Here is a 25884-nt window from a genome sequence, read left to right on the forward strand (position 1 = left end):
TGGGCGTCGTCGTTTTTGCTGCGTCCGCCCCCGATGACCAAACCACTGCTGCATTTCACGCACGGGAACAGCTATCCGTCCGGCTCGTACGGCCGGCTGCTCGACCTGCTGCGCGACGATTACGATGTCCGTACCACCGACATGCTGGGCCACGATGCGCGCTGGCCGGTCGACGACAACTGGCGCGGCCTGGTCGACGAGCTGATCGCGCTGCTGGAAGCGCATGGCCGGCCGGCCATCCTGGTCGGCCACTCGCTGGGCGGCGCCGTCAGCATGCTGGCCGCGTACAAGCGGCCCGACCTGGCGCGCTGCGTGGTGATGCTCGATTCGCCGGTGGTCGCCGGCTGGCGCGCGCTGGTCTGGCGCGCCGCCAAGGCGCTGGGCCTGCGCTACCGGCTGTCGCCGGGCGGCGTCGCGCTGCGGCGGCGCCACGTGTGGCCGTCGCGCCAGGCCGCGTTCGACCACTTTTACGCCAAGCCGATCTTCCGCGCCTGGGCGCCCGGCGCCCTCGACGACTATCTCGACCATGGCCTGCAGCCCCATCCCGACGGCGTGCAGCTGCGCTTCGACCGCGACGTCGAGGCGGCCATCTACAGCACGCTGCCGCACGACATGGATGCCATCCTGCGCCGGCCGTTCCCGGTGCCGGTGGGCTTCGTCGCCGGCACCGATTCGCAGGAGCTGCGCCAGGCCGGCCTGGAGGCGACGCGCAGGCTGGTCGGCAAGAACCTCGTGACCATTCCCGGCACGCACCTGTACCCGATGGAGTCGCCGCAGCTGACGGCCCGGCTCACGCACGAGATGATCCTGCGCCTGCTGGCCCAGGGCGCCCAGGCGGCCGCGCCGCGGGACCGGGCGCTGGCCGTATAAAAAGCCGCCCGAATCGCGTAGAATTGCGGGATTCATATCCCGCAATCAGCAAAACAGGAACGGAAGCCCCAGCGATGAGTATCAAGAGCGACAAATGGATCCGCCGGATGGCGGAGCAGCACGGCATGATCGAACCGTTCTCGCCCAAGCAGGTACGCGAGTCCGACGGCCGCAAGATCATCTCGTGGGGTACCTCGTCGTACGGCTACGACATCCGCTGCGCCGACGAATTCAAGGTGTTCACCAACATCAACAGCACCATCGTCGATCCGAAGAACTTCGATTCGAATTCCTTCGTCGACGTCAGGAGCGACGTCTGCATCATCCCGCCGAATTCCTTCGCGCTGGCCCGCACCATCGAGTACTTCCGCATCCCGCGCAACGTGCTCACCGTCTGCCTGGGCAAGTCGACCTATGCGCGCTGCGGCATCATCGTCAACGTGACGCCGTTCGAGCCGGAATGGGAAGGCTATGTGACGCTGGAGTTCTCGAACACCACGCCGCTGCCGGCCAAGATCTACGCCGGCGAGGGCTGCGCGCAGGTGCTGTTCTTCGAGAGCGACGAAGTGTGCGAGACCTCGTACCGCGACCGCGGCGGCAAGTACCAGGGCCAGCACGGCGTGACGCTGCCGAAAACCTGATACGGTTTTACGGGCCTGGTGCGCCAGGCCGTATCATGTTCGACGTCGATGTCGAACGCCGTTCCGGCGCAGGCCGGAACCCGGGGCGCTTCCGGCAACGGGACCCCGCGACCCTGGGACCCTGCCTCGGCCGGCGCCAGCGCGATAATGTGTCGCCCGCGCGCCCGGCACCGGGCCGATGCTCTTTTTCGTGACGCGTCACGCCCGACTTCGCCGCGCCGGCTCAGGTGGCCGCGCGCCGTCCGTTCGGATTGCTGCGCCGGTCCCCCGGCGCATGGCGTTGCTCGACACCCGTGTAGCCGACGCGGCCCGTGCGTTCCTGCGTGCCCAGCGACGCGCCGTAGGCCGGCGGGCTGGCGCCGCGCTGGCGCTCGTAGAAGTGGCGCACGATCATGCCGGCCGTGTCGCGCCCGCCGAGGCCGAAGGACAGGCCCAGCGCCAGCGCCACGGCGCCCACGATCGCCATGAACAGGATCGTCACCAGCGAGCTGGCGATGCCGACCTGGTTGATCGCCACCAGGATGGCGAAGGCCCAGACGACCCACCTGGCGGCCGTGCCCAGCCCGTCGATGGCGCCCATGCGGCTGCGCGCGGCGGCGCGGCGCACCAGGTCGCCCAGGGCATTGGCGGCGATGCCGCCCAGGACCAGCACGACCAGCGCCACCGCCAGGTTGGGCAGCCACAGCAGCAGCTGCTGCAATACCTGGGACACGGCCGGCACGCCCAGCGCGTCGAAGGCGGCCACCAGCACGATCAGGCGCACGAACCACTTGGCGATCAGGCCCAGCAGGGCCGACGGCTCGCGCCGCAGGGCGCGCAGCAGGCCGCCGGGACCCGCCATGCCGGCGCGCTCGGCGAAGCCGTCGAAGTGCACGGCGCGCAGCACGGCCACCAGCAGGCGCTCGAGCAGGGTCGCCACCAGCCAGCCGATGCCGACGATGACTAGGAATCCCAGTATGCGCGGCACGGCCGCGAACAGCAGGGACATGGCTGCGGACAGCGAGGCCATCAGCGAATGGCCCCAGTCGGTGAGTTGCGGATCCATGGCGTCCTCCGGGTGCGAGCCTGTCGAATGCCAGTTCGACCGGGGGGAGGGCGCCGGGTTCGGGGCGGGCGGTGGCGCGGGCGTCATGCTTGCGCGCCGTCAAACGGACGCCGTCCGCTCAGCCGCCCGCGCCGAAGTCTTCCAGCTCCTTGATGCGCTGCTCGGCCCGGCGCTGCATGCAGCCGACGAACATCGTGCCGCGGATCGTGCCGCCGCTCCATTTTTCATAGACGGCATCGCAATCGGCCTTGCGGAACGCGATCCAGGCGCGCTGGGCCGACTGCAGCTTGCGCCGCACTGCGGCATCGTCCCTGCCGGCCAGGCGCCGCATGACGTCCTGGTAGACCGTGTTCAGCTTCGCCTCGACGGCCTTCTGTTCGCGCGCCGCGCATTCCTCGATGGCGCGCGTGTTGCTGGCATTGGCGCAGTCGGTGGCGGCGGACGCGTCGAGCGACAACGCCAGCAGGGCGACGGCGGCGGTACGGAAGCATGGCATGGCGGACTCCTCGTTCTCGGTTCGAAAAAAAAGCCCGGATCGCTCCGGGCTCGCGCGGCGGCGCCGCCGCTCAGTCCTGCCTGACGCAGTCGACGAAGTAGCCGCGCTTGCCGTCGACCTCGCGCTTGACCAGGCCGTGCACGTCGGTCTCGAAGCCCGGGAAGCGCTCGTTGAAGTCGCGCGCGAAGCGCAGGTAGTCGACGATCGTCTTGTTGAAGCGCTCGCCTGGGATCAGGAGCGGGATGCCCGGCGGGTACGGGGTCAGGAGGATCGCCGTGATGCGCCCTTCCAGTTCCTCGATCGCCACGCGCTCGATCTCGCGGTGCGCCATCTTGGCGAAGGCGTCCGACGGCTTCATCGCCGGGACCATGTCCGACAGGTACATCTCGGTGGTCAGGCGCGCCACGTCGCGCGACTTGTAGAAGTCGTGGATCTGCTGGCACAGGTCGCGCAGGCCCCAGGATTCGTAGCGCGGGTTGGCCGCGGTGAATTCCGGCATGATGCGCCACATCGGCTGGTTGCGGTCGTAGTCGTCCTTGAACTGCTGCAGCGCGGTGACCAGCGTGTTCCAGCGGCCCTTGGTGATGCCGATCGTGAACATGATGAAGAACGAGTACAGGCCGCACTTCTCGATGATCACGCCGTGCTCGGCCAGGTACTTGGTCACGATCGAGGCCGGGATGCCGGAGGCGCCGAACGAGCCGTCCAGCGACAGGCCCGGCGTGACGATGGTGGCCTTGATCGGGTCCAGCATGTTGAAGCCGTCGGCCAGCCTGCCGAAGCCGTGCCAGTCGTCCTCGGCGTGGATCATCCAGTCGGCCTGGGTGCCGATGCCCTCGGCGCTGAAGTCCTGCGGACCCCAGACCTTGAACCACCAGTCGTCGCCGTACTCGGCGTCCACCTTCTGCATGGCGCGGCGGAAGTCCAGCGCCTCGTAGATCGATTCCTCGACAAGCGCGGTGCCGCCCGGCGCTTCCATCATCGCGGCGGCGACGTCGCACGAGGCGATGATCGAGTACTGCGGCGACGTCGACGTGTGCATCAGGTAGGCTTCGTTGAAGGCGTCCTGGTCGAGCTGCACGGTCTCGGATTCGCGCACCAGCACCTGCGAGGCCTGCGACAGGCCGGCCAGCAGCTTGTGCGTGGACTGGGTCGAGAAGATCATCGACTGCTTGGCGCGCGGGCGGTCGCGGCCGATTGCGTGCATGTTCTTGTAGAAGTCGTGGAAGGTCGCGTGCGGCAGCCAGGCTTCGTCGAAGTGCAGCGTGTCGATCTCGCCGTCGAGCAGCTCGCGCAGCGTCTCGACGTTGTACACCACGCCGTCGTAGGTCGACTGGGTGATGGTCAGGATGCGCGGCTTCTTGTTCTTGGCGTCGCGCGCGAACGGGTTCGCCTCGATCTTCCTGCGGATCGACTCGGGCGAGAACTCTTCCAGCGGGATCGGGCCGATGATGCCCAGGTTGTTCCGGGTCGGCATCAGGAACACGGGGATCGCGCCGCACATGATGATCGAGTGCAGGATCGACTTGTGGCAGTTGCGGTCGACCACGACGATGTCGCCCGGCGCCACGGTCGAGTGCCAGACCATCTTGTTCGACGTCGAGGTGCCGTTGGTGACGAAGTAGCAGTGGTCGGCGTTGTAGATGCGCGCGGCGTTGCGCTCCGACTTCGCCACCGGGCCGGTGTGGTCGAGCAGCTGGCCGAGTTCCTCGACCGCGTTGCAGACGTCGGCGCGCAGCATGTTCTCGCCGAAGAACTGGTGGAACATCTGGCCGATCGGGCTCTTCAGGAAGGCGACGCCGCCCGAGTGGCCCGGGCAGTGCCACGAGTAGGAGCCGTCGTTGGCGTAGTTGACCAGCGCGCGGAAGAACGGCGGCGCCAGCGAATCGAGGTAGGCCTTGGCTTCGCGGATGATGTGGCGCGCCACGAACTCCGGCGTGTCCTCGAACATGTGGATGAAGCCGTGCAGCTCCTTCAGGATGTCGTTCGGGATGTGGCGGCTGGTGCGGGTCTCGCCGTAGATGTAGATCGGGATGTCCGAGTTCTTGTGGCGGATCTCCTGCACGAAGGCGCGCAGGCTGGCCAGCGCGATCTCCGCTTCCTCGTGGGTGCCGCCGCCGAATTCCTCATCGTCGATCGACAGCACGAAGGCCGAGGCGCGCGACTGCTGCTGGGCGAACTGCGCGAGGTCGCCGTAGCTGGTCAGGCCCAGCACTTCCATGCCTTCTTTTTCCATCGCGGCGGCAAGCGCGCGGATGCCGAGGCCGGACGTGTTCTCGGAACGGAAATCCTCGTCGATGATGACGATGGGGAAACGAAATTTCATGGACAGCTCCAAAGCGAAGCGCCGTGCACGCCGCCGTCCAGGTCATGGGCGAAGGCCGGGCACGGCACCGGGGAAAAAAGAGAAGCGGATTTTCGCAGAATTTGCCTGATCCCGTGCAGAATTTTTTGTCAGGTTAGCCAGATGCCCGATATTGTGGCGCACTCTTGTTTAACCGCCATGACAGCGGACCGGGTGCCGGTTTATGTTAGCGGCATAACGGAGCCGATGGCGGCCCCGGCGTTACCCTGCCAGGGTGCGCGGTTGCGGCGCACGGTCCGAGCGAGGAGTCCACCATGAGTACGGTACGCGTCACATTCGAAAGCAAGCTGCCCCGCACGCCCGGCGAACTGTGGCGCTGGAGCACGTCGGTACGGGGCGTCGACGCGGAAATGGCGCCGGTCCTCAAGCTCGATTTCCCCGAGGGCATGCGCGAGGTGCCGCAGGATCCGGGCAGCCTCGGCAAGCCCCTGGGCAACTGCAAGTTCCTGCTGTTCGGCGTCGTTCCGGTGGACCTGTCGCGCCTGACCTTCGTCGAGATCGAGCCGGGCCGGCGCTTCGTCGAGCAGTCGCCGCTGCTGTCGATGAAGGCCTGGCGCCACGAGCGCGCCATCGTGCCGGCGGCCGACGGCACCCGCGTGGTCGACACGCTGGAATTCACGCCGCGCTTCGCCACGCGCATCGGGGCCTGGTTCATCTCGCGATTCTTCAGCCACCGCCACGAGGGGCTGCAGCGCCAGTTCCGCGAGCGCCGCGCGGCGGCCAGGGTCACTTGACCCGGTCGTAGGTCACGAACGAGAACGCCACGTCCTCCGCCTGCGAGCGCTGCGGCGCGCTGGCCACGGCCGTCCAGCGCGCCGTGTCGATCTCCGGGAAGAAGGTGTCGCAGGCGTAGGTCTTGTCGATGTGCGTGATCACCATGCGGTCGGCCAGGTCGAGCGCCTGCGCGAAGATCTGGGCGCCGCCGATGATGCTGGCGCCGCCGCCATCGGCCCGCGCCAGCGCCACCGCGTCTTCCAGCGACGCGGCCACCTCGACGCCGTCGTGGCGCCAGTCGGGGTTGCGCGTGACGACGATGTTGCGCCGGCCCGGCAGCGCGCGGCCGATCGAATCGAAGGTCTTGCGCCCCATGATGATCGGGCGGCCGAGGGTGACGCGCTTGAAGTGCGCCAGGTCCTCGGGCAGGTGCCAGGGCAGCTTGTTGTCGATGCCGATGCCGCGCTGGGCGTCCATGGCGACGACGAGGGTCAGGTGCTGGGTCATCGGGAGTCTCCGGAAAGGGCTTGCATCAGACCGCCACCGGCGCCTTGATGGCCGGATGCGGATCGTAGCCGACGACCTCGAAGTCCTCGAACTGGTAGTCGAACAGCGAGTCGGGCCTGCGCTTGATGACCAGCGACGGCAGCGGGCGCTCCTCGCGCGACAGCTGCAGTTGCACCTGCTCCAGGTGGTTCGCGTACAGGTGGCAGTCGCCGCCGGTCCAGACGAAGTCGCCCACTTCCAGGTTCGCCTGCTGCGCCATCATGTGGGTCAGCAGCGCGTAGGAGGCGATGTTGAACGGGACGCCCAGGAAGATGTCGGCGCTGCGCTGGTAGAGCTGGCAGGACAGCTTGCCGTCGGCCACGTAGAACTGGAAGAAGGCGTGGCAGGGCGGCAGCTTCATCTGCGGGATGTCGGCCACGTTCCAGGCGGAGACGATCATCCGGCGCGAATCCGGGGTGTGCCTGATCTGGTCCAGCACCTGGGCGATCTGGTCGATGTGCGCGCCGGACGGCGCCGGCCAGTTGCGCCACTGGTAGCCGTAGATCGGGCCCAGGTCGCCGTTGGCGTCGGCCCACTCGTCCCAGATCGAGACGCCGTGCTCTTTCAGGTAGGCGATGTTGGTGGAGCCGGCCAGGAACCAGATCAGTTCGTGGATGATCGACTTCAGGTGGACCTTCTTGGTGGTGACCAGCGGAAAGCCCTGCTGCAGGTCGAAGCGCATCTGGTAGCCGAACACGGAACGCGTGCCGGTGCCGGTGCGGTCGGTCTTGACGGCGCCGTGCTCGAGCACGTGGCGCATCAGGTCGAGGTATTGGCGCATCGGGTACTTGCTAATGACGGTGACAAAAGCGCATTTTAACCGATCGCCCGGGCCAGGGCGGCCACGGCCTCGCGCACGCGGCCGTCCGGCATGTCGAGCAGGTTGTCGCCCACGTACACCTCGAAGTAGGAGGTATCCGGCAGCACGCCGTGGTTGATGCGGTAGAAGATCCAGGTGCCGTGCTCGCGCGCGATCTCGCGCCGGATCTCGAGCGCGCGTTCGCGCCCCACCGGCAGGTGCACGTGCAGCATGTTCGCCTGCGCACGCGCGGGGTTGACCTTCAGTGCCGGGTGGTCGGCCAGCACGCCGTACAGGAATTGCGTGCGGCGGAAGTAGTCGGGCATGGCGGCCAGGCGCGCGTCGAACTGCATCGCGGCCGCCGCCACGTAGGGGGACTGGTGCACCAGCCGGCCGCCCTGGCGCGCGAACCAGCGCGCCGCCTGCGCGACGAATTGCGCGCTGCCCAGCAGCATCGCGCCGCCCAGGCCGCCGATGCCCTTGTACAGCGACACGTAGACCGAATCGAAGCCGGCGGCGATCTCGGCCACCGGGCGGCCGTAGCCGGCCGCGGCTTCCCACAGCCGGGCGCCGTCCATGTGCAGGTGGATGCCGCGCGCGCGGCAGTGCGCCTTGATCGCCTGCAGGTCGTCCCATGGCGTCAGCTGGCCGCCGATCTCGCGCATCGGGATTTCCAGGCCGACGGCGGCCAGGCGGTCGGGCACGGCGGCGATGTCGGCGGCGCTCCACGGACGGTGGCGCTCGCCGATCCACAGCGCGTCGAAATGGTCCAGCAACTGGTGGTTCGAGCCTTCGTGCACGAAGATGTGCGAGGTCGGGTGCAGGGCCACCGGCGCGCGTCCGCGCTCCATGCTGGCCAGGCGCAGCGCCGTCACCTGGGCCATGGTGCCGCTGATGCAGAAGGCGGCCGCCTCGAAGCCGAGGACGGCGGCGACCTTGCGCTCGAAGTCCTGCACGAGGGCGCCTTCGCCGTAGACGTCGTGGGCGACGCCGTTGGCGTCGCACCAGGCGGCCATGGCGGCGAAGGTCTCGGCGGGGGACAGGGCGCGGTGGCCCGGGAGGATGGCGGTGCAGCGGGCGAGCAGGTCGGTGTCGTTCAAGGTGGCTCCGTAGCGGCGGCCGGCTTGGCCGCCGCTACTCTACACCGAACGCCGCCGCGGCGGGGGACTCAGTAGCGCGCCAGGGCCGCGCGCGCGCCGGCCCCGGATGCCTCGTCCAGCTTGAACAGGCGCACGGCGCGCGCCAGCTGGTCGGCCTGTTCCTGCATCGCCTGGGCGGCGGCGCTGGCTTCCTCGACGAGGGCGGCGTTCTGCTGCGTGACCTCGTCCATCTCGCCGACCGAGCGGTTGATGTGCTCGATGCCGGCGCTCTGGTCGGTGCTGGCCGCGCTGATGCGCGCCATGATGGCGGTGACCTGCTCGGTGCTGGACAGGACGTCGTTCATCGTGCTGCCCGCTTCCTGCACCAGGCGGCTGCCGGCGTCGACCTCGGCGCTGGACGCCTGGATCAGCGTCTTGATTTCCCGCGCCGCCGCGGCGCTGCGCTGGGCCAGGCTGCGCACCTCGGTGGCGACCACCGCGAAGCCGCGGCCCTGCTCGCCGGCGCGCGCCGCCTCGACGGCCGCGTTCAGCGCCAGGATATTGGTCTGGAAGGCGATGCCGTCGATCACGCCGATGATGTCGTTGATCTTGCCGGACGAGGCCTTGATCGTGTCCATGGTGTCGATCACCTGGCGCACCATGCGGCCGCCTTCCTGCGCCACCAGCGAGGTGTTCAGGGCCAGCTGGTTGGCCTGCTGGGCGTCGCCGGCGTTGCGGCGCACGGTCTCGGTCAGGTCCTGCATCGCGTTCGCCGTCGAGGCCAGGTTGGCGGCCTGCTGCTCGGTGCGCGAGCACAGGTCGAGGTTGCCGCTCGAGATCTCGCCGGACGCGCTGGCGATCTGCTCGGCGCCGCGCCGCACCTGGCCCACCACCGCCGACAGGCCGTGGCTGATCTCGTTCATGGCGTCGGCCAGCAGGCCGATCTCGTCGCGCCGCGCCACGTGCATGGCGGCGGTCAGGTCGCCCTGGGCGATGCGCTGGGCGGTGTCGCGCGCCTGCTTCAGCGGGAGCGTGACGGTGCGTTTCATGACGGTGTGCAGGATCGCCGCGAACAGTCCCAGCGCCGCCAGGCCGATCATGATGTAGCGGTCGCGCAGGCGCGCGGCCTCCTGGGTGATCTCGTCCTCGTAGGTGCCGCCGGCGATGACCCAGTTCCAGTCCTTGAACAGGGTGTAGGCGGTGACCTTGGTGCGCGCGGCCGCCTCGCCCGACTCGGCGTTCTGCCACGGGTAGGTGATCAGGCCGTTCTTCGTCTCCAGGATCTCCTGGATGAATGCGCGGCCGTCGGCGTCGCGGCTGGCCAGGATGTTCTGGCCTTCCTTGGTGGGATGCACCAGCAGGTCGCCGTAGTTCTTGCCGGGCGCGGCGTTCAGCACGTAGTAGTAGCCGGTCTGGCCGACCTTCATCGTCTTGATGCGGTCCTTCAGCATGGCGATGTCGGCTTCCACGTCCAGGCCGATGTACAGGATGCCGATCACGCGGCCGGCGCGGTCGCGGATCGGTTCGTAGTCGGTGACGAACTGCTTGCCGAACAGGCGGGTCAGGCCGACGTAGGGCTTGCCGGCGCGGATGGCGGCGTAGGCCGGGCTGGCGCGGTCCAGCGCCGTGCCCACGGCGCGCTCGCCGTTTTCCTTCTTGACCGAGGTGCTGATGCGCACGAAGTCCTCGCCGCTGGCCACGAAGATGGTGGCGTTGCCGCGCGTCTGGCGCGTGAAGCGGTCGGGCAGCGTGAAGTCGAGGTTCAGCGCGTGCTCGCCGTCCTTCAGCGTGGGCACGGTCTTGTCGCCGACCGTCACCATGGTCGTCTCGTCGAGCGTGAACGCGCCGTCGAAGTTGGTGGCGAAGATGCGGCCGAAGCTGGTCGCCTGGCTCGTCATCGCCTGGTTGAACAGCGCGACGGCGTTGACCACGCTGCGCAGTTCGTTCTGCATATTCGCCACGGCGCGCGCGTGCAGCATCGTGGACGTCGTCCAGCTGATGGTGAGGACGAGGGCGGCGAGGATGACGCTGAGCAGGCCGAAGGTGAACGCCGTGATCTTGGAGCCGACGGTCCAGTTGTCGAAACTGAACGATTTTCTGTTCATGGGAGTGTGCAAGAAGGTCACAAACCCGCATGTTACGTTATGTATCCACGAAGAAACAAAACTTCCTACCGGCTTGCGATGTTTCCGCGCAACAGAAAGTTATTCGAACCTGCACGGCGGCTATGCCTGCGCGGCCGCCGTCACCTGCACGTTGTGGAACTGCAGCGCCGCCAGGTTGGCGTAGATGCCGCCCAGCGCGACCAGCGACGCATGGGTGCCGGTCTCGACGATGCGGCCGTCCTCCATCACGATGATGCGGTCGGCGCGCTGCACGGTGGCCAGCCGGTGCGCGATGATCAGGGTGGTGCGCCCGACCATCGCCGCTTCCAGCGCGGCCTGCACCAGGCGCTCCGATTCGGCGTCGAGGGCGCTGGTGGCTTCGTCCAGCAGCAGCAGCGGCGGGTTCTTCAGCAGCGCGCGCGCGATGGCGATGCGCTGGCGCTGGCCGCCCGACAGGCGCACCCCGCGCTCGCCCAGGAAGGAGCGGTAGCCTTCCGGCAGGCGCTCGATGAATTCGTGGGCCGCGGCCAGCTTCGCCGCCGCGATCACTTCCGCGTCGGTGGCGTCGGCGCGGCCGTAGCGGATGTTTTCCAGCGCGTCGGCCGAGAAGATGACGGTGTCCTGCGGGACGATGCCGATGGCGCCGCGCAGCGTGTGCAGGGGGAGGTCGCGGATGTCGACGCCGTCCAGGCGGATCGCGCCCGCCTGCGGGTCGTAGAAGCGCAGCAGCAACTGGAACAGCGTGGTCTTGCCGGCGCCGGACGGGCCGACGATGGCGACCGTCTCGCCCGGCCGCACGTCCAGGTCGAGTTGCGCCAGCGCGGCCGACTCGGGCCGCGACGGGTAGGAGAAGTCGACGCCGGCCAGCTGGAGCGCGGCGCCGCCGGCGGCGCGCGCGGGCAGGGCGCGCGCCCGGGCCGGGTCCTGGATGCTGGAGCGCACGGCCAGCAGCTCGAGCAGGCGCTCGGCGGCGCCGGCCGCGCGCTGGGCCTCGCCCATCACCTCGGACAGCGCGCCGATGGCGCCCGAGACGATCGAGGCGTACAGGATGAACTGCCCGAGGTCGCCGCCGGTCATCGATCCCTCCAGCACCGCGTGCGCGCCGAGCCACAGCACGAACACGATGGCGCCGAACACCAGCACGATGGCCAGCATGGTCAGCACCGAGCGGGCGCGGATGCGGCGCATGGCGGTGGCGAACGCGCCCTCGACCGAGGCGCCGAAGCGGCGCGCCTCGATGCGCTCGTGGGTGAAGGCCTGCACGGTCGGCATGGCGTTGAGGATCTCGCCGGCCAGCGCCGAGGCGTCGGCGATGCGGTCCTGCGAGTCGCGCGAGAGCTTGCGCACGCGCCGGCCGTACAGCACGATCGGCACGACGGTCAGCACCAGCAGGCCCAGGATGATCGAGGTCAGCCTGGCGCTGGTCACGAACAGCATCGCCAGGCCGCCGGCGAACAGCAGGGTGTTGCGCAGCGCCAGCGAGATGCTGGTGCCGACCACGGTCTGGATCAGCGTGGTGTCGGTGGTCAGGCGCGACAGCACTTCGCCGGTGCGCGTGGTCTCGAAGAATTCCGGGCTCTGGCCCACCACGTGGCCGTATACGGCGCTGCGGATGTCGGCGGTGACGCGCTCGCCCAGCCACGACACCATGTAGAAGCGCGCGGCCGTGGCCACGCCGAGCACGGTGGCCACGCCGAACAGCGCCAGGAAGGTGGCGTTGACGTTGTGCGGACTGGCGTTGCCGGCGGCGGCGCCGAAGCCGTGGTCGATCATCTGCTTGAAGGCGTAGGGAATCGCCAGCGTGGCGCCGGCGGCGACCAGCAGCGCGATCCCGGCCAGCACGAACTGGCGCCGGTAGGGGCGCAGGAAGGGCAGCAGGCCGCGCAGGGCGGCGAGCGTGCCCTTGGCGGGCGCGGCGGGCGCGGCGGCCGCGTCGGCGGCGCGGGGAGCGGTGGTGTTCGGGGTCGGGGTACTGCCGTCGTTCATGTCGATGTCTTTTCTTGTCTCGTTACAGCTTCATGGCCGCCACGTAGCCGGTGAGCTCGAGGTAGCCGCGTCCCACCGTGCGGCCGTCGCGCGCCAGCGTGACCGCCCCTTCCCAGTACACGGCGCCGGTCGAGCGGCGCGAGTCGAGTTCCTGGTCCGGCTGCAGCGCGTCCAGGCGCCAGCGCGTGGCGCCCAGCACCAGGGTGGCGCCGACGGGATAGGTGGCGCCGGTGCGCGGCGAGGTCCAGCGCGCGCCGGGCTCGAAGCGCACCGCGTCCGCGCCGTACTGCGTGACGCGCCCGGCAGCGTCGCGCAGCGCCGCGTGGGCCCATAGTGTAGCACCTGCCTTGTCGCGGATCCGGAAGGCCATCAGGGCGCCGCCGTCGTCCAGGTTGATGCCGGTCCAGTCCCAGCCGGCGGCGTCCGGGTCGAGCACCTGGCTGGACCACTCGTGGTCGAGCCAGGCCGTGCCGGTCACCTTCAGCGGCTTGCCGCCGCTGCCGGCATAGGCGACTTCGCCCTCCACCCCGAGCTGCGGCTCGCTGTAGTAATAGCTGGCGTGGCCGGCGCCGCGGCCCTTGCGCGAATACCCGCGCTCGCCCTGCAGCATCGGCGCCTGCGTGGGCGCCAGCACCAGCGTGTACGACAGCGCGCCCGAGCGCACCTCCACGCGGTAGCGGCCGTCGGCGCCGCGGCGCATGCGCCAGTCGTCCAGCTTGACGTCGGTGTCGCCGGCGTTGGCGTAGGCCAGCCCGAAGCCGGCGCGCGCGCTGCGCTGGTCGTGCACCAGGCGGCCCAGGGCCGGGTCGGACAGCGCCGCGTGGCCGATGATCAGCTGGGTGGGCGCGAACGCGCTGGGATTGGCCGGATCGTGGCTGCCGCGGCTGCGGAAGAACGTCACCTGGAAGCCCAGCGGCTTGCCGCCCGGCCCCTGCAGCCAGCCGGTCACGTACCACCACTCGGTGCGAAAGTCCGGATGCGCGCCGAAGTCGGCCGGGAAGGACAGCGCGCGCCCCGGCAGCACCGGGGCGTAGGCGGGCGGCGCGGCGGCGGCGGCGCCGGCCAGCAGCAGGAAGGCGGCCAGCAGCAGCCGCCAGGCCAGGCGCGCGGCCGGCATCACCAGTCCTCCCGCACGGCGCGCACCGGCCCGCCGGACAGCGCGTAGCGGCCCGACACCAGCGCCGTCGCCACCGAGGCCGCCACCAGCACGCCGGCCACGGCGCCCAGCAGCGGCCAGGGCAGGTGCAGCTGCATGGTCCAGTGGAAGGACTGCGGATTGACGACGTAGACCAGGACCAGGCTGATGGCCAGGCCCAGCGCGAAGCCGGTCAGCACGCCCAGCAGCGTCAGCGCGCCGCCCTCGACGGCGAGGATGCCCAGCACCTGGCCGCGCGTGACGCCCACGTGGCGCAGCATGCCGAACTCTTTCGCGCGCGCCAGCGTCTGGGCCGAGAACGTGGCGGCCACGCCGGACAGGCCGATGACGATCGCGATCGCCTCCAGCAGGTAGGTCACGGCGAAGCTGCGGTCGAAGATGCGCAGGCTGACGGCGCGGATGTCGCCGGGCCGCGCCAGCGTGAGTGCCGCGCCGAAGGGCAGGGCGCGCACGCCGGCCTCCAGCCGCTCGACGTCGGCGCCGGGGGCGGCGTACAGCGCGGCGTCGGTGACGTCGGCGTCGCCGGTCAGGGCGCGGTAGTCGCTGCGCAGCACGATCACGGCGCCGGACTGGCTGGCGTAGTCGCGCCAGGTGCCGGCGACGACGAAGTCGCGGCTGCGCCCGCCCAGCGGCAGCGCCAGCGCCTGGCCGGGGCGCAGCCCGTACAGGTCGGCCAGCGCTTCCGAGATCCAGGCCGGGCGCGCGCCGGCCGGCACCGGCGCGCTGGGGCCGACCAGGGCCAGCAGGCGGCCCGGGTCGCGCGGGTCGATGTCGCGCGCGACCAGCGTCACCGCGGGCCGGGCGGCGTCCAGCGACAGCGCCCGCGTGCGCAGGAACTGTACGTCCTTCACGCCGGGCAGCGCGGCCAGCGCCGCCTGCTCGCGCGGACCCAGCGCGCCGGTGCCGCCGCCGCTCCTCACGTACAGGTCGGCGGGCAGGATGTGCAGCATCCAGTCGTCGACCGAGGCGCGGAAGCTGGCGACCATGATGCCCATCGCCACCATCAGGCTGAAGCTGGCGAGCACGCCGCCCAGCGCGACCGCCGCCTGGCCGGGCGCGTTGGCCAGGCGCGCCAGCGTCAGGGCCGGCACGGGGGCATGTGCGAGGCGCCCGCGCGCCAGGCGCTGCAGCGCGCCGAAGCTGGCCGCGGCCAGGCGCGGCATCAGGCCGATGCCGCCGACCAGCAGCAGCGCCACGGCGACGTAGCCGAACAGCGGCAGGCCCAGCACCGGCGGGGCGAACGCGCAGGCGCCGGCCAGGCCCAGGCACAGCAGCGAAGGCCAGACGCGCGCCAGGCGCGCCAGCGCGGCCTCGTCGTTGCCGGACTTGAGCGCGATCGCGGGACGGGCGCGCGCCGCTTCCAGCGCCGGGGCCAGGCAGCCGAGCAGCGCGACGCCCAGGCCCAGCGCGAAGAACACGGCGGCCGCCAGCGGCGCGAAGCGCACCTGCGGGCGCACGCCGGCGAAGTAGCCGGCGCCCAGGTCGCCGCCGAACAGCGCCAGCGCGCCGGCGGCCAGCAGGTAGCCGCCCAGGATGCCGAGCAGGGCGCCGAGCACGCCCAGGCTGGCGCCTTCGAGCAGCACCTGGCGCAGCAGCGCGCGCCGTTCCAGTCCGAGGGTGCGCAGCAGCGCGAACTGGCTGCGCCGGCGCAGCACGGACAGGGCCTGGGTGGAAAACACGAGGAAGGCGCCGGTGAACAGGGCCACGAGGGCGAGCACGGTGAGGTTGACGCGGTAGGCGCGGCTCAGGTTGGCGTTGCGGCTTTCCTGGTCGGCGTCGTTCGGGCGCGCCACCGTGAAGCGGCCGGGAAAGTCGCGTTCCAGCTCGGCCGCCAGCCGGCGTTCGAACCCGGCGCGGTCGACGCCGTCGCGCAGGCGCAGATCCACGCGCGACAGCTTGCCCAGCTGGCCCAGGCGCCACTGCAGGGCGCCGATGTCCATCACCGCGAGGCGCTGCCCGGCGCGCGCGCGCACGATGGAACCGGCCACGCGCAGCGGCACGTCGGCCGTGCCGGCGCGCAGCACCAGCGTGCCGCCGTCGTCGCGCACGCCCAGCCAGGCCCGGGCCGCCGGCGACAGGAACACGGCGTCGTCGGCCAGCACGTCGAACGGCCGGTCGGCGGCCGGCACCCCCAGCAGGTCGGGCGCGATGAAGCCGGCGCGCAGGGCGTCCAGGCCGATGACCTTGAGCGTGCCCCGGGCGGCCGGCACGGCGGCATCGACTTCCAGCACGGGCGAGGCGACGGCGACGCCGGCGTGCGCGGTCAGGCGCGGATAGATGCCTTCGTCGAACTGGGGCTCGCGGCCGAGCACCTGCACGTCGGCCTGGCCTGCCAGGCTCTGCACGGCGCTGGAAAACTCGTTGAACGCGGCGGCGTTGATCAGGTGGATGGCGAAGCCCATCGCCACGCCCACGGCGATGGCGACGACGGCCAGCAGCGCGCGCATCGGGTGCGCGCGCCACTCGCCCAGCAGCAGCCAGCGCCAGAGTGGACGGGCCGCGCGCGCGTTCAAGCCGGGCATTCCACGGCCAGCGCCTCGGCCTGGCGCCGGGCCTTCAGCTGGGCGGCCTCGCGCTTGGCGCCGCGCGCCCTGGCGGCGTCCTCGGCGGCCCAGCGCTGGCGCAGCTTCAGGCGCTCGCACTGCTTGTGGCGTGCGCCCGCGGCGCGGTCGGCGCGCTGGCGTGCGCGCTCCTGGCGCTCCTGGCGCTGCGCTGCCCGCTGTGCTGTCTGTTCCCTGGCGATGCGCAGCTTTTCGATCTCCAGCAGCGTGCGCGCATCGTTGCCCGGCACGGTGTTCTTGCCTTCCGGATCCACGCCGGCGGCGGGCGGCGGCAGTGCCATGGACGGGCCGTGCGCGCACGGGCGGTCGCCATAGCTGACCTTGCCGCCGTGGGTGCATTTGTAGACGGGCGCGGCGCCGGCGGGCGCGCTGGCCAGCGTCGCGACGGTCATCGCGGTGAAGAAAGCGAGGAAATGGCTACGGATCATGCATCGTCTCCCGGTCAAAGAATTTTGCCAGGATTCATGATGCCGAGCGGGTCGAGGGCGGCCTTGAGCGCACGCATCAGCGCCAGCTCGACCGGGGCCTTGTAGCGCGGCAGTTCGTCGCGCTTGAGGGCGCCGATGCCGTGCTCGGCCGAGATCGAGCCGCCGCAGGCGGCCACGCGGTCGTGCACGATGCGGTTGACCGGTTCCTGCTGCGCCAGGAAGTCGTCGTGCGCCACCCCCGGCGGCGGGGCGACGTTGTAGTGCAGGTTGCCGTCGCCCAAGTGGCCGAAGCACACCACTTGCACGCCCGGGTAGGCGGCGTCCAGCGCGGCGTCGGTGCCGGCGATGAACTCGGCCATGCGCGAGACCGGCAGCGAGATGTCGTGCTTGATGTTCTTGCCGGCCCTGGCCTGGGCCAGCGGGATGTGCTCGCGCAGCGCCCACAGGCCGCGCGACTGGGCGATCGAGGTGGCCACGACGGCATCGCGCGCGATGCCGGCCTCGAGCGCCTTGCCGATCGCCGCTTCCAGCAGCGCGACGCCGTGCCGCTCGGATTCGTGGCTGGACAGTTCCAGCAGCGCGTACTGCGGATGGCGTTCGCGGAACGGGCGCGGCAGCGCCGGGTAGTGCGCGGCCACCAGCTGCAGGCAGACGTCGCTCATCAGTTCGTAGCCGGTCAGCGTGGGGCCGCATTCGGCATCCATCAGCGCCAGCAGGTCGAGCGCGGCGGCGGGCGCGTCCAGCGCCACCAGCGCCGTCAGCGCCGCCTTCGGCAATGGGAACAGCTTCAGGACGGCGCCCGTGATCACGCCCAGCGTGCCCTCGGCGCCGATGTACAGGTCGCGCAGGTCGTAGCCGGTATTGTCCTTGCGCAGGCCGCGCAAGCCGTCCCAGACCTCGCCCTGGGCGGTGACGACTTCCAGGCCCAGGCACAGGTCGCGGGTATTCCCGTAGCGCAGCACGGCGGTGCCGCCGGCATTGGTCGACAGGTTGCCGCCGATGGTGCAGCTGCCTTCGGCCGCCAGCGACAGCGGGAACAGCATGCCCGCGTCCAGCGCGGCCTGCTGGACGGCGTGCAGGATGCAGCCGGCGTCCACCGTCAGCGTGCGGTTGGCGACGTCGACGGCGCGCACGCGGTCCAGGCGCCGCAGCGACAGCACGATGGCGTTGCCGGAGGCGTCCGGCACGCTGCCCAGCACCAGGCCGGTACGCCCGCCCTGGGGCACCAGCGGCACGCGGTGCGCGGCGCAGGCGCGCACGACGGCCGCCACGCCGGCGGTGTCGGCGGGCAGCACGACGGCGCGGGCGCTGCCGGTGAAGCGGCCGCGCCAGTCGGCCAGGAACGGCGCGGCGTCGGCGCCCGTCAGCACGTGGGCGGCGCCGGCGATCGCGCGCAGTTCGTCGAGGAAGCGGTCAGTCATGCGGCACTTTGACCTTGTCGAGCAATTCCTTGGCGAGCTGCTGCGCCTTTTTCTTGTACGGGCGCAGGTACAGCAGGGCGAAGGCGAAATACGCGCACACCAGCAGGGTTTCGCCCAGCGCCATGATGCGCGACAGCTCGCTGCGGTCGCTCCAGGCGCGCACGACGCCTTCGATGAAGTACACGAGGATCACCATCGACGACCATTGCAGCGTGTACAAGTCGCGCTTGAGGACGCCGCGCAGCGGCAGCAGCAGCGGCAGCGCCTTCAGGGCCAGCAGCGAGCCGCCCGGGTGCAGCGGCGCCACCACGATTTCCCAGGCCAGCAGCCAGGCGCACAGGATGACCAGGCTGGTCACCGCGCCCGTGTGGAACAACCTGTGCAATTGCATTGCCTAATCCATCCCATCCAGTTTGCCGTCCAGTGCGCGGCCGGCCAGGGCCAGGCGCCGGCCGAGCGCGACGGCGAGCCGCTTTTCGTCTTCCGTCACCGGGCGGTTGCCGTCCACGCCGGACCAGTGGGTCGCGCCGTAGGGACTGCCGCCGCTGGCGGTGGTCATCAGCTCCGGCTCGGTGTAGGGCAGGCCCATCACCATCATGCCGTGGTGCAGCAGCGGGATCATCATCGACAGCAGCGTCGATTCCTGGCCGCCGTGCAGGCTCCCCGTCGACGTGAACACGGCGGCCGGCTTGCCGGCCAGCGTGCCCGACAGCCATTGGCTCGACGTGCCGTCGAGGAAATACTTCATCGCCGCCGCCATGTTGCCGAACCGCGTCGGCGAACCGAGGGCCAGGCCCGCGCAGGCCGCCAGGTCCTCGGGTTCGACGTAGGGCGCGCCGCTGCGCGGGATGTCCGGTTCGGTCGCCTCGGTCACCGTGGACACCGCCGGCACCGTGCGCAGCCGCGCCTCCATGCCGGGCACGCCGTCGACGCCCTGGGCGATGAGCTCGGCCAGGCGGCGCGTCTTGCCATGCCGCGAGTAATACAAAACGAGGATAATCCGATTGGTTGGGTTCATCGTTGGTATTATAGGGCGCTTTATACAATGACACGAAGCGCGCGGCACGCTTTTTGGGGCCGTGCGTCCCGACCGTCCGCCTCGCCCCGTGCCCTGCCGATGCCCGTGAATTCCGTCGACAACCTGCCGCCCGCCCTGGCCGTCGCGCCCGACGCGCTCCCCGACCGCCCGCGCGCGCTGACCCGGGCCGAGGTGCGCGACCTGGTGCGTTTCGCGCGCCGCCGCCTCACCGAGGAGAGGCTGCCCCAGGTGGCGGCCAGCCTGACCTTCACCACCACGCTGGCGATCGTGCCGCTGCTCACCATCGTGCTGGCGATCTTCACCACCTTCCCGATGTTCGGCCGGCTGCGCCTGGCGCTCGACAACTGGTTCGTGCAGATGCTGATGCCCAAGGCGATCGCCAACACGATCATGGGCAACCTCACCCAGTTCGCCAGCAAGGCGACCGGCCTGTCGGCCGTTGGCGGCGTCGCGCTGCTGTTCACCTCGGCCGCGCTGATCGGCACCATCGAGCGCGCCTTCAACCAGATCTGGCGCGTGCGCCAGCCGCGGCCGCTGGTGCAGCGCGTGCTGGTGTACTGGGCGCTGGTCACGCTCGGGCCGCTGGCCATCGGTATCTCGCTGACGATCACGTCGCAGCTGTTCACCGCCACCAATGGCCTGACCGACGGCTTGCCGGTGCTGGGCGCGCTGTTCTATACGGCGGTGTCGGTGGCGCTGATCACGGCGGCCTACGCGCTGCTCTACATGACCGTGCCCAACCGCACCGTCGACTGGCGCGACGCCGCCTGGGGCGGCCTGCTGGCGGCGCTGGCGTTCGAGGTCGCCAAGCGCGTGTTCGCCATTTTCATCCGCCAGTTCCCGACCTACGCCATCATCTACGGCGCGCTGGCGGCGCTGCCGCTGTTCCTGCTGTGGCTCTACCTGTCGTGGATGATCACCCTGGTCGGCGCGCTGCTGACGGCCGCGCTGCCCATCGTCAAGTACGAGCGCTGGTGGTACGAGCCGGTGCCGGGCGGGGCCTTCGTCGACGCCATGGCGATCCTCAAGGTGTTGCACGGCAGCGCGCGCATGACGGGCACCGGGCTGGTGTCCTCGGCGCGCATCCGCCTGCATACGCGCATCGGCTACGACGAGATGACCGAGCTGCTGCAGCAGATGGTGGCGGCCGGCTGGGTCGGCCGGGTCCAGGCCGAGGCCCCGGCGCGGGGCCGCTGGCGCATGCAGGCGATGCGCACCGTGCGCGCCGGCAGCGACAACTGGGTGCTGCTGGTCGACCCCGGCCTGGTGCGGGTGGCCGACGTCTACCGCGTGTTCGCCTTCGGTGGCGCGGGCGAGCCCGATTTCTCGGCCGGCCCGGCCGGCGAACCGGCGCCGGACTCGCCGCTCAGGCTCGATACGGCGGCGCTCGCGCGCCGGGTCGAGGCGGTGGTGGAGGGCGGCCTGGACCAGACGCTGTCCGACCATTTCGGCGGCCCGCCGTCCGCGCCGCCCCCGCAGCCCGCTCCGGCCCGCTGAACCCCCGCCGCGGCGCGCGGTCCCACGCTGGACGGGGCCCGCACGACGGGGGGGCGCGTCCGCGCCCGCCGCCGGCCCCGCATCGTTCTTCATTCGACGGGGGAGGTTGCGATGGACATCCAAGTCAGGCACATCCAGGAAGCGCTGCGGGCGGCGGGGTGCGATCCGGGTCCGGTGGACGGCATCTGGGGCCGCCGGACCATTGCCGCGGTGACGGCATTCCAGCGCCGCGAGGGACTCGCGGCGGACGGCATCGTCGGACCGCGGACGTGGGCCGCCCTGCAGCGGGTGCTGCCGGCGGACGGCGCGGTGCGCACGCCGCTGCCGTGGCTGGCGGAGGCGCGGCGCCTGCTGTACACGCGCGAGATCCTGGGCGCGCGCGACAATCCCGACATCCTGCGGTGGGCCGACGAGCTCGACATCGCCTATGCCGGCGACGAGGTGCCCTGGTGCGGACTGTTCGTCGGCCACTGCATCGGCGCCACGCTCCCGGCCGAAGTGCTGCCCGCCGGCCTGCTGCTGGCCCGGTCGTGGACGGCGTTCGGCACGGCGGTGACGCCACGCGAGGGCGCCGTCATGGTGTTCTGGCGCGGCGCGCGCGCGTCCGCGCTGGGCCACGTGGGCTTCTACGCGGGCGAGAGCGGCGAGGCCTACTGCATCATCGGCGGCAATCAGGGCGACAGCGTGTGCTACATCTGGATGCCGAAGGCGCGCCTGCTGGGCGCGCGCTGGCCGGGGACGGCCGCGTTGCTGCAGGAGCAGGCCGGACCGATCCAGATGGCGGCGGGCAATGTCGAGGAGACGAAGATGAGCTGACGCGGTTCACCAGCTGAGTTTGCCCGTCAGCATCTGCCAGTACATGACCCAGTCGGCCCGGAACGCGTACCACGGGTAGCCGAACGTGGCGGGCCGGTTCTTTTCGTAGAAGGCATGGCCGATCCAGGCGCCGCCGTAGCCGCTGGCGAGGGCCACCAGCAGCCACCACGGATTCAGGCTGTCGACGTACTGCGCGATGCCGGCGATGGTCGACGACGTGCCGAGGAAGTGGGCGCGCCGGCACAATCGGTGCGCGTGCTGGGCCAGGTAGTACGGGTAGAACTGCGCGAAGCTGTCGTAGCGCACGGCGGCCATGGCCGGTCTCCTTGTCATGGGTGCGCGGCGTCGGGCTGCGCGTGGCGGCGTTCTTCCGCGAACACCGCCAGCGCCTCCAGCACCGCGTCGGGCTGCTCGGCCATCATCGCGTGGCCGGCGTCCACCGTGGCGATTCTGCCATGGCGCACGGCTTCCGTCAGGATCTGCGCGGATCGTGGCGGGGTCATCCTGTCGCGTTCGCCCATCACGAACAGGACCGGGCAGTGCAGCGCGGATGCCGCCGCCATGCCGCCGGCATAGGCGTTGCAGGCGGCCAGGTCGACGTGCAGCAGGCCCGGCGCGCGCGCGGCCAGCCCCAGCATCAGGCGCCGCGACGCCTCGCGCAGGCCGGCCTGCGCGCCCACGTCCGAATGCGACCACTTGGCCACCATCTCGATGGCGCCCGCGACGTCGTCGCGCGCCGCGGCGAGCAGCGCGTCGGCCACCTTCATCGGCCAGGCGGTGCCGAGCAGGGCCACGGCATCCACGCGCTCGGGGAAGCGCGCGGCGGCTTCCAGCGCCACCAGCGAGCCCATGCTGTGTCCGGCCAGCACGGCCTGGCGCGCGCCGGCGGCGTCGAGCAGCGCCGGCACCCAGTCGGCCAGCGCCTCCACGCTGGCCAGCGCGGCGCCGCCGCTGCGGCCGTGGCCCGGCAGGTCGGGCGCGCACACGTTCCAGCCGTGCGCCGCCAGCCAGGCCGCCTGCACGTTCCAGACCGAATGGTCGTTCAGCGCGCCGTGCAGCAGCACGAAGGTCGGCAGCGCGGGATCGAAGGCGCGCCCGGCGTCATTGCACCAGACTGGGGAGCCCTGCACGTGCAGGACGGTTTGCGCGGGAACGTTCATGGTCTTGCCCATCCATGGAAAGGGAAACGGCCGCATGCTAGCACCGGTTAGCGCTAACCGTAGCATTTACTCATCGTTGACATAAAAAAATTGGCCGGATGCGCACCCGGGCGGTGCGCAGCGCTGGATTTTTTGGGGAGCATCGGATAGAGTCCGATTATGAGTTCTACAACGCCGCAATCCTCTCCTATCAAGGGGGTCAACATGAAGGTTTCCGAGATCCTGCAGGTCAAGGGCGACATTCTGTACACCGTGTCTCCGGACACGCCGTTGGCCGACGCCGTCAATACCATGTCCGAGCACGACATCGGCTCGCTCGTCGTGATGGAATACGGCGACCTCGTCGGCATGCTGACCTTCCGCGAGGTCATCAAGGCGCTCAATGCCAACGGCGGGTCGGTCGGCGCGGGCACGGTGCGCAAGCACATGGACGAAGCCCCGATCACCGTCACGCCGGACACCGAGGTCAACGAGGTGCGCCGCATCATGCTGGAAAAGCATGCGCGCTACCTGCCCGTGATGAACGCGCGCACGCTGCTGGGCGTGATCTCGTTCTACGACGTGGCCCGCGCCGTGCTCGAAGCGCAGAGCTTCGAGAACCGCATGCTCAAGGCCTACATCCGCGACTGGCCTGCGGAGCAGATGGCCGAAGACTGACGCGGCCGCCAGGCCCGTTGCTGGAATGAACCGTCGCCCCGGCGCAGGCCGGGGCCTGGTGTCGCTCGCGCGATCGAACCGCGTGCGAACCAGGCCCCGGCACGCGCCGGGGCGACGTGCTTGCGCCGGGACTGCGAATCAGGCCGCGTGCGTGAGCGCGTCGCGGCCCAGCCATTCGATCAGGGCCTGCGGCGCCAGCGGGCGCGCGAACAGGAAGCCCTGGGCCAGCGGGCAGCCGAGCGCTTGCAGGATCTGCGCCTGGCGCTCGTCCTCGACGCCCTCGGCGATGATCGACAGGCCCAGGTTGCGGCCCAGTTCGATGACCATCTCCGCGATGCTGCTGCCGCGCGCCGAGCCGGTGATCTCGGTGACGAAGGCGCGGTCGATCTTCAGGCGGTCCACCTGCAGGCGCTGCAGGTAGGACAGCGAGGAGAACCCCGTGCCGAAGTCGTCGATCGCGATCGACACCCCGGTGCGCTTGATCTCCGCCAGCCGCTCGATCAGCAGGTCGGGCTCCTCCATCGCCATCGATTCCGTGATTTCCAGCTCGATCCGCTCCGGCGGCGCGCCGCTTTCCTCGATCGCGCGGCGCAGCATCGGGATGAACTGCGGATGGCGGAACTGCACCTGCGAGACGTTCACCGACATCGTGAAGTCCAGGTGGCCGGCCGCGCGCACGCGCATCAGCTCGGCGCAGGCTTCGCGCAGCACCCACGCGCCGATCTCGATGATCAGCCCCGAATACTCGGCGATCGGGATGAAGCGGTCGGGCGGCACGAAGCGGCCGTCCTCGGTGCGCCAGCGCAGCAGCGCCTCGGCGCCGAACGGGTGGCGCGTGGCCAGGTCGATCTGCGGCTGGTAGGCCAGGAACAGTTCGCCGCGCGCGAAGCCGCTGCGCAGCGCATGCATCAGGCGCACGCGTTCGCGGATCTCCACGCCCATGCCGCGCGAAAAGTAGAAATGGCCGCCGCGCTGCTGGGTCTTGGCGCGCTTGAGGGCGATGTCGGCATCCTTGAGCGCGTCGGCGGCGCTGCCGTCGTGCTCGCGCAGGCGCACCAGGCCCAGCGTGGCCGACACGCGCACGTCCTGGCCCTCGATCGAGAACGGTCCCGTGAACATCGACTGCAGCGCCAGCGGATCGAGTTCGGCGCACGGCCCCAGCACGGCGAAGATGTCGCCGCCGATGCGCGCCAGCGCCAGGCGCGCGTCCAGGCGCGCGCGCAGGCGCTGCGCCACGGCCACCAGCAGGGCGTCGCCGAACTGGTGGCCGAGGGCGTCGTTGGTCTCGGCGAAATGGTCGATGTCGACCAGGCACAGCGTGGCATCGGGACGGCCGTGGCTGCCCAGCGCGTCCTCGGCCAGCTCGACCAGGCGGGTGCGGTTCGGCAGGCCGGTGAGCGGGTCGTAGAAGGCGGCGCGCTGCAGGTCGGTCATCAGCGCCACGTTGTCGAGGCCGACCGCGATGCTGCTGGCGAACACGTCGACCAGGCCGCGGCGCAGCGCGTCGACCGGCTCGCGCAGGCGCAGGTAGGCGGCGAAGTCGCTGTGCGACTTGCCGCGGAAGTACAGGGTCAGGTGGTCGTCGGCGTAGACGTTGGCGCGCCGTTCCAGCGTGCGGGCGATGGCGTCGGCCAGCGGCGCGGCGGCCGGGGCCAGCGCGCCGTCGGCGACCAGTGCGGCGCAGTCGCCGCAGCTGGCCAGCACCTGCCAGGCCGCGGGCCGGCCGGCCGGGGCGCAGGCGCACAGCAGGCCGTCGGCCGGCTGGCCCAGCAGCAGGGCCGCCTCGCGCAGGATCCCCTGGGTCATCTCGCCCATCGAATGCAGTGCCATCAGCTCGGCGTTGGCGCGCACCACCTGGGCCAGCCCGGTGCGGCTCGCATCGAGCGCGCGCAGCTGCTCGTAGGCGCGGATGGCGGCCGCCACGCTGGTGTACAGCTTGGTGCGCGTGAGTTCGGACTTGGTGCGGTAGTCGTTGATGTCGTAGCCGCGGATCGCGTCCATCTCGGGCGCGTAGCCGGGCTGGCCGGTGCGCAGGATGATGCGCACGTCGTGCAGGCCGAGCGTGTCGCGGATGTAGCGCACCAGGTGCAGGCCGGCGTCGGCCTGTTCCATCACCACGTCCAGCAGGACGACGGCGATGTCGCGCTCGCGTTCGAGCACGCGTTCGGCTTGCGCGCGCGAATAGGCGTGGAGGAATTCCAGCGGGCGCCCGTGCATTTCCAGGCTGCCGAGCGCGAAGGTGGTGGTCGAGTGGACGTCGGCGTCGTCGTCCACGATCAGGACGCGCCATGCGCCCCCGGGGCCGCTTCCTGGCGCCGCGGGCGTCTCGTCGACGAACACCAGGTCGTCGTCCTGCACGGCGCCTGATAACGTGTTCGATGGGGGCATTGCTGCGTCTCCAGTAAGCGCGGTCGGATGGGGCTAGTATATATGCAATATTCTCGCCCATGGAAAAAATTCTTCACGGCAACACTCTTTCCGGGGGCCGGCGTTGCCGGGGTAC

General features: G+C 70.6%; 23 protein-coding genes. 6 read left to right on the plus strand and 17 right to left on the minus strand.

Going from position 1 to position 25884, the window contains the following annotated elements:
* The first annotated feature begins 33 nt into the window (after positions 1 to 33).
* The gene (locus QZ749_RS09210; RefSeq protein ID WP_296945712.1) at positions 34 to 870 is read left to right on the plus strand and encodes an alpha/beta fold hydrolase; all 837 of its coding nucleotides are present in this window, start codon (positions 34 to 36) and stop codon (positions 868 to 870) included.
* Positions 871 to 944: 74 nt separating this feature from the next.
* On the plus strand, positions 945 to 1511 hold the full coding sequence (gene dcd / locus QZ749_RS09215; protein WP_296945714.1) for a dCTP deaminase: 567 nt from the start codon (positions 945 to 947) through the stop codon (positions 1509 to 1511).
* 223 nt (positions 1512 to 1734) lie between these two features.
* Here the strand turns inward: dcd and QZ749_RS09220 are convergent, their stop codons facing one another.
* From QZ749_RS09220 to QZ749_RS09230, 3 genes are all read right to left on the minus strand, one after another.
* Complete coding sequence (locus tag QZ749_RS09220) at positions 1735 to 2556, minus strand: small-conductance mechanosensitive ion channel (RefSeq protein ID WP_296945716.1); 822 nt, start codon at positions 2554 to 2556, stop codon at positions 1735 to 1737.
* Between the two features lie 118 nt (positions 2557 to 2674).
* Entirely contained in the window at positions 2675 to 3052 is a 378-nt protein-coding gene (locus QZ749_RS09225) for a lysozyme inhibitor LprI family protein (protein WP_296945718.1), read from the minus strand.
* Positions 3053 to 3122: 70 nt separating this feature from the next.
* The gene (locus QZ749_RS09230; RefSeq protein ID WP_296945720.1) at positions 3123 to 5378 is read right to left on the minus strand and encodes an arginine/lysine/ornithine decarboxylase; all 2256 of its coding nucleotides are present in this window, start codon (positions 5376 to 5378) and stop codon (positions 3123 to 3125) included.
* A gap of 293 nt (positions 5379 to 5671) precedes the next feature.
* On the opposite strand from QZ749_RS09230, the gene QZ749_RS09235 reads away from it, so the two are divergent.
* Positions 5672 to 6151 carry a hypothetical protein gene (locus QZ749_RS09235; RefSeq protein WP_296945722.1) on the plus strand — a complete coding sequence of 160 codons (480 nt, stop codon included), beginning with the start codon at positions 5672 to 5674 and terminating at the stop codon, positions 6149 to 6151.
* Here the strand turns inward: QZ749_RS09235 and QZ749_RS09240 are convergent.
* The 11 genes from QZ749_RS09240 to wrbA all read right to left on the minus strand — a co-directional run bounded on the left by QZ749_RS09240 (position 6144) and on the right by wrbA (position 19230).
* On the minus strand, positions 6144 to 6638 hold the full coding sequence (locus QZ749_RS09240) for a dihydrofolate reductase (RefSeq protein ID WP_296945724.1): 495 nt from the start codon (positions 6636 to 6638) through the stop codon (positions 6144 to 6146). The genes QZ749_RS09235 and QZ749_RS09240 overlap by 8 nt on opposite strands.
* Positions 6639 to 6663: 25 nt before the next feature.
* Positions 6664 to 7458 (minus strand): thymidylate synthase, encoded by a 795-nt coding sequence (locus QZ749_RS09245; protein ID WP_296945726.1) that lies wholly within the window; start codon positions 7456 to 7458, stop codon positions 6664 to 6666.
* 35 nt (positions 7459 to 7493) lie between these two features.
* Positions 7494 to 8576 carry a low specificity L-threonine aldolase gene (locus QZ749_RS09250; RefSeq protein WP_296945728.1) on the minus strand — a complete coding sequence of 361 codons (1083 nt, stop codon included), beginning with the start codon at positions 8574 to 8576 and terminating at the stop codon, positions 7494 to 7496.
* A gap of 68 nt (positions 8577 to 8644) precedes the next feature.
* Complete coding sequence (locus QZ749_RS09255; RefSeq protein ID WP_296945730.1) at positions 8645 to 10660, minus strand: methyl-accepting chemotaxis protein; 2016 nt, start codon at positions 10658 to 10660, stop codon at positions 8645 to 8647.
* Positions 10661 to 10780: 120 nt separating this feature from the next.
* Positions 10781 to 12646, minus strand: coding sequence for an ABC transporter transmembrane domain-containing protein (locus QZ749_RS09260; protein WP_296945732.1), 1866 nt, complete (start codon positions 12644 to 12646; stop codon positions 10781 to 10783).
* A 22-nt stretch (positions 12647 to 12668) separates the two neighbouring features.
* A complete protein-coding gene (locus tag QZ749_RS09265) occupies positions 12669 to 13763 on the minus strand; it encodes a carotenoid 1,2-hydratase (protein WP_296945733.1) in 1095 nt (364 codons plus the stop codon).
* Positions 13763 to 16324, minus strand: a complete 2562-nt coding sequence (locus QZ749_RS09270; RefSeq protein WP_296945735.1) for an FtsX-like permease family protein — start codon at positions 16322 to 16324, stop codon at positions 13763 to 13765. Before QZ749_RS09270 ends, QZ749_RS09265 begins: the two co-directional genes overlap by 1 nt.
* Complete coding sequence (locus QZ749_RS09275; RefSeq protein WP_296945737.1) at positions 16312 to 16791, minus strand: DUF4124 domain-containing protein; 480 nt, start codon at positions 16789 to 16791, stop codon at positions 16312 to 16314. Before QZ749_RS09275 ends, QZ749_RS09270 begins: the two co-directional genes overlap by 13 nt.
* Before the next feature lie 14 nt (positions 16792 to 16805).
* Positions 16806 to 18212, minus strand: a complete 1407-nt coding sequence (locus QZ749_RS09280; protein WP_296945739.1) for an FAD-binding oxidoreductase — start codon at positions 18210 to 18212, stop codon at positions 16806 to 16808.
* Positions 18205 to 18603, minus strand: a complete 399-nt coding sequence (locus tag QZ749_RS09285) for a DUF2069 domain-containing protein (protein ID WP_296945741.1) — start codon at positions 18601 to 18603, stop codon at positions 18205 to 18207. The genes QZ749_RS09280 and QZ749_RS09285 overlap by 8 nt, the downstream gene beginning before the upstream one ends.
* Positions 18604 to 18606: 3 nt before the next feature.
* Entirely contained in the window at positions 18607 to 19230 is a 624-nt protein-coding gene (gene wrbA, locus QZ749_RS09290) for an NAD(P)H:quinone oxidoreductase (RefSeq protein WP_296945742.1), read from the minus strand.
* A gap of 135 nt (positions 19231 to 19365) precedes the next feature.
* On the opposite strand from wrbA, the gene QZ749_RS09295 reads away from it, so the two are divergent.
* Entirely contained in the window at positions 19366 to 20748 is a 1383-nt protein-coding gene (locus QZ749_RS09295) for a YihY family inner membrane protein (protein ID WP_296945923.1), read from the plus strand.
* A 111-nt stretch (positions 20749 to 20859) separates the two neighbouring features.
* Positions 20860 to 21564: a TIGR02594 family protein gene (locus tag QZ749_RS09300; RefSeq protein ID WP_296945744.1), complete on the plus strand. Its 705-nt coding sequence runs from the start codon at positions 20860 to 20862 to the stop codon at positions 21562 to 21564.
* Between the two features lie 6 nt (positions 21565 to 21570).
* Here the strand turns inward: QZ749_RS09300 and QZ749_RS09305 are convergent, their stop codons facing one another.
* Together QZ749_RS09305 and QZ749_RS09310 are read right to left on the minus strand one after the other, a co-directional pair.
* Entirely contained in the window at positions 21571 to 21879 is a 309-nt protein-coding gene (locus tag QZ749_RS09305; RefSeq protein WP_296945746.1) for a DUF962 domain-containing protein, read from the minus strand.
* A gap of 14 nt (positions 21880 to 21893) precedes the next feature.
* Entirely contained in the window at positions 21894 to 22724 is an 831-nt protein-coding gene (locus tag QZ749_RS09310) for an alpha/beta fold hydrolase (protein ID WP_296945748.1), read from the minus strand.
* 204 nt (positions 22725 to 22928) lie between these two features.
* On the opposite strand from QZ749_RS09310, the gene QZ749_RS09315 reads away from it, so the two are divergent.
* The gene (locus QZ749_RS09315; protein ID WP_296945750.1) at positions 22929 to 23381 is read left to right on the plus strand and encodes a CBS domain-containing protein; all 453 of its coding nucleotides are present in this window, start codon (positions 22929 to 22931) and stop codon (positions 23379 to 23381) included.
* A gap of 138 nt (positions 23382 to 23519) precedes the next feature.
* Here QZ749_RS09315 and QZ749_RS09320 read toward each other — a convergent pair whose 3' ends face one another.
* Positions 23520 to 25769, minus strand: coding sequence for an EAL domain-containing protein (locus QZ749_RS09320; RefSeq protein ID WP_296945752.1), 2250 nt, complete (start codon positions 25767 to 25769; stop codon positions 23520 to 23522).
* Positions 25770 to 25884 lie beyond the last annotated feature (115 nt).

Source organism: uncultured Massilia sp. (genome assembly GCF_913773735.1).
In the GTDB taxonomy this organism is placed as follows: Bacteria; Pseudomonadota; Gammaproteobacteria; order Burkholderiales; family Burkholderiaceae_D; genus Telluria.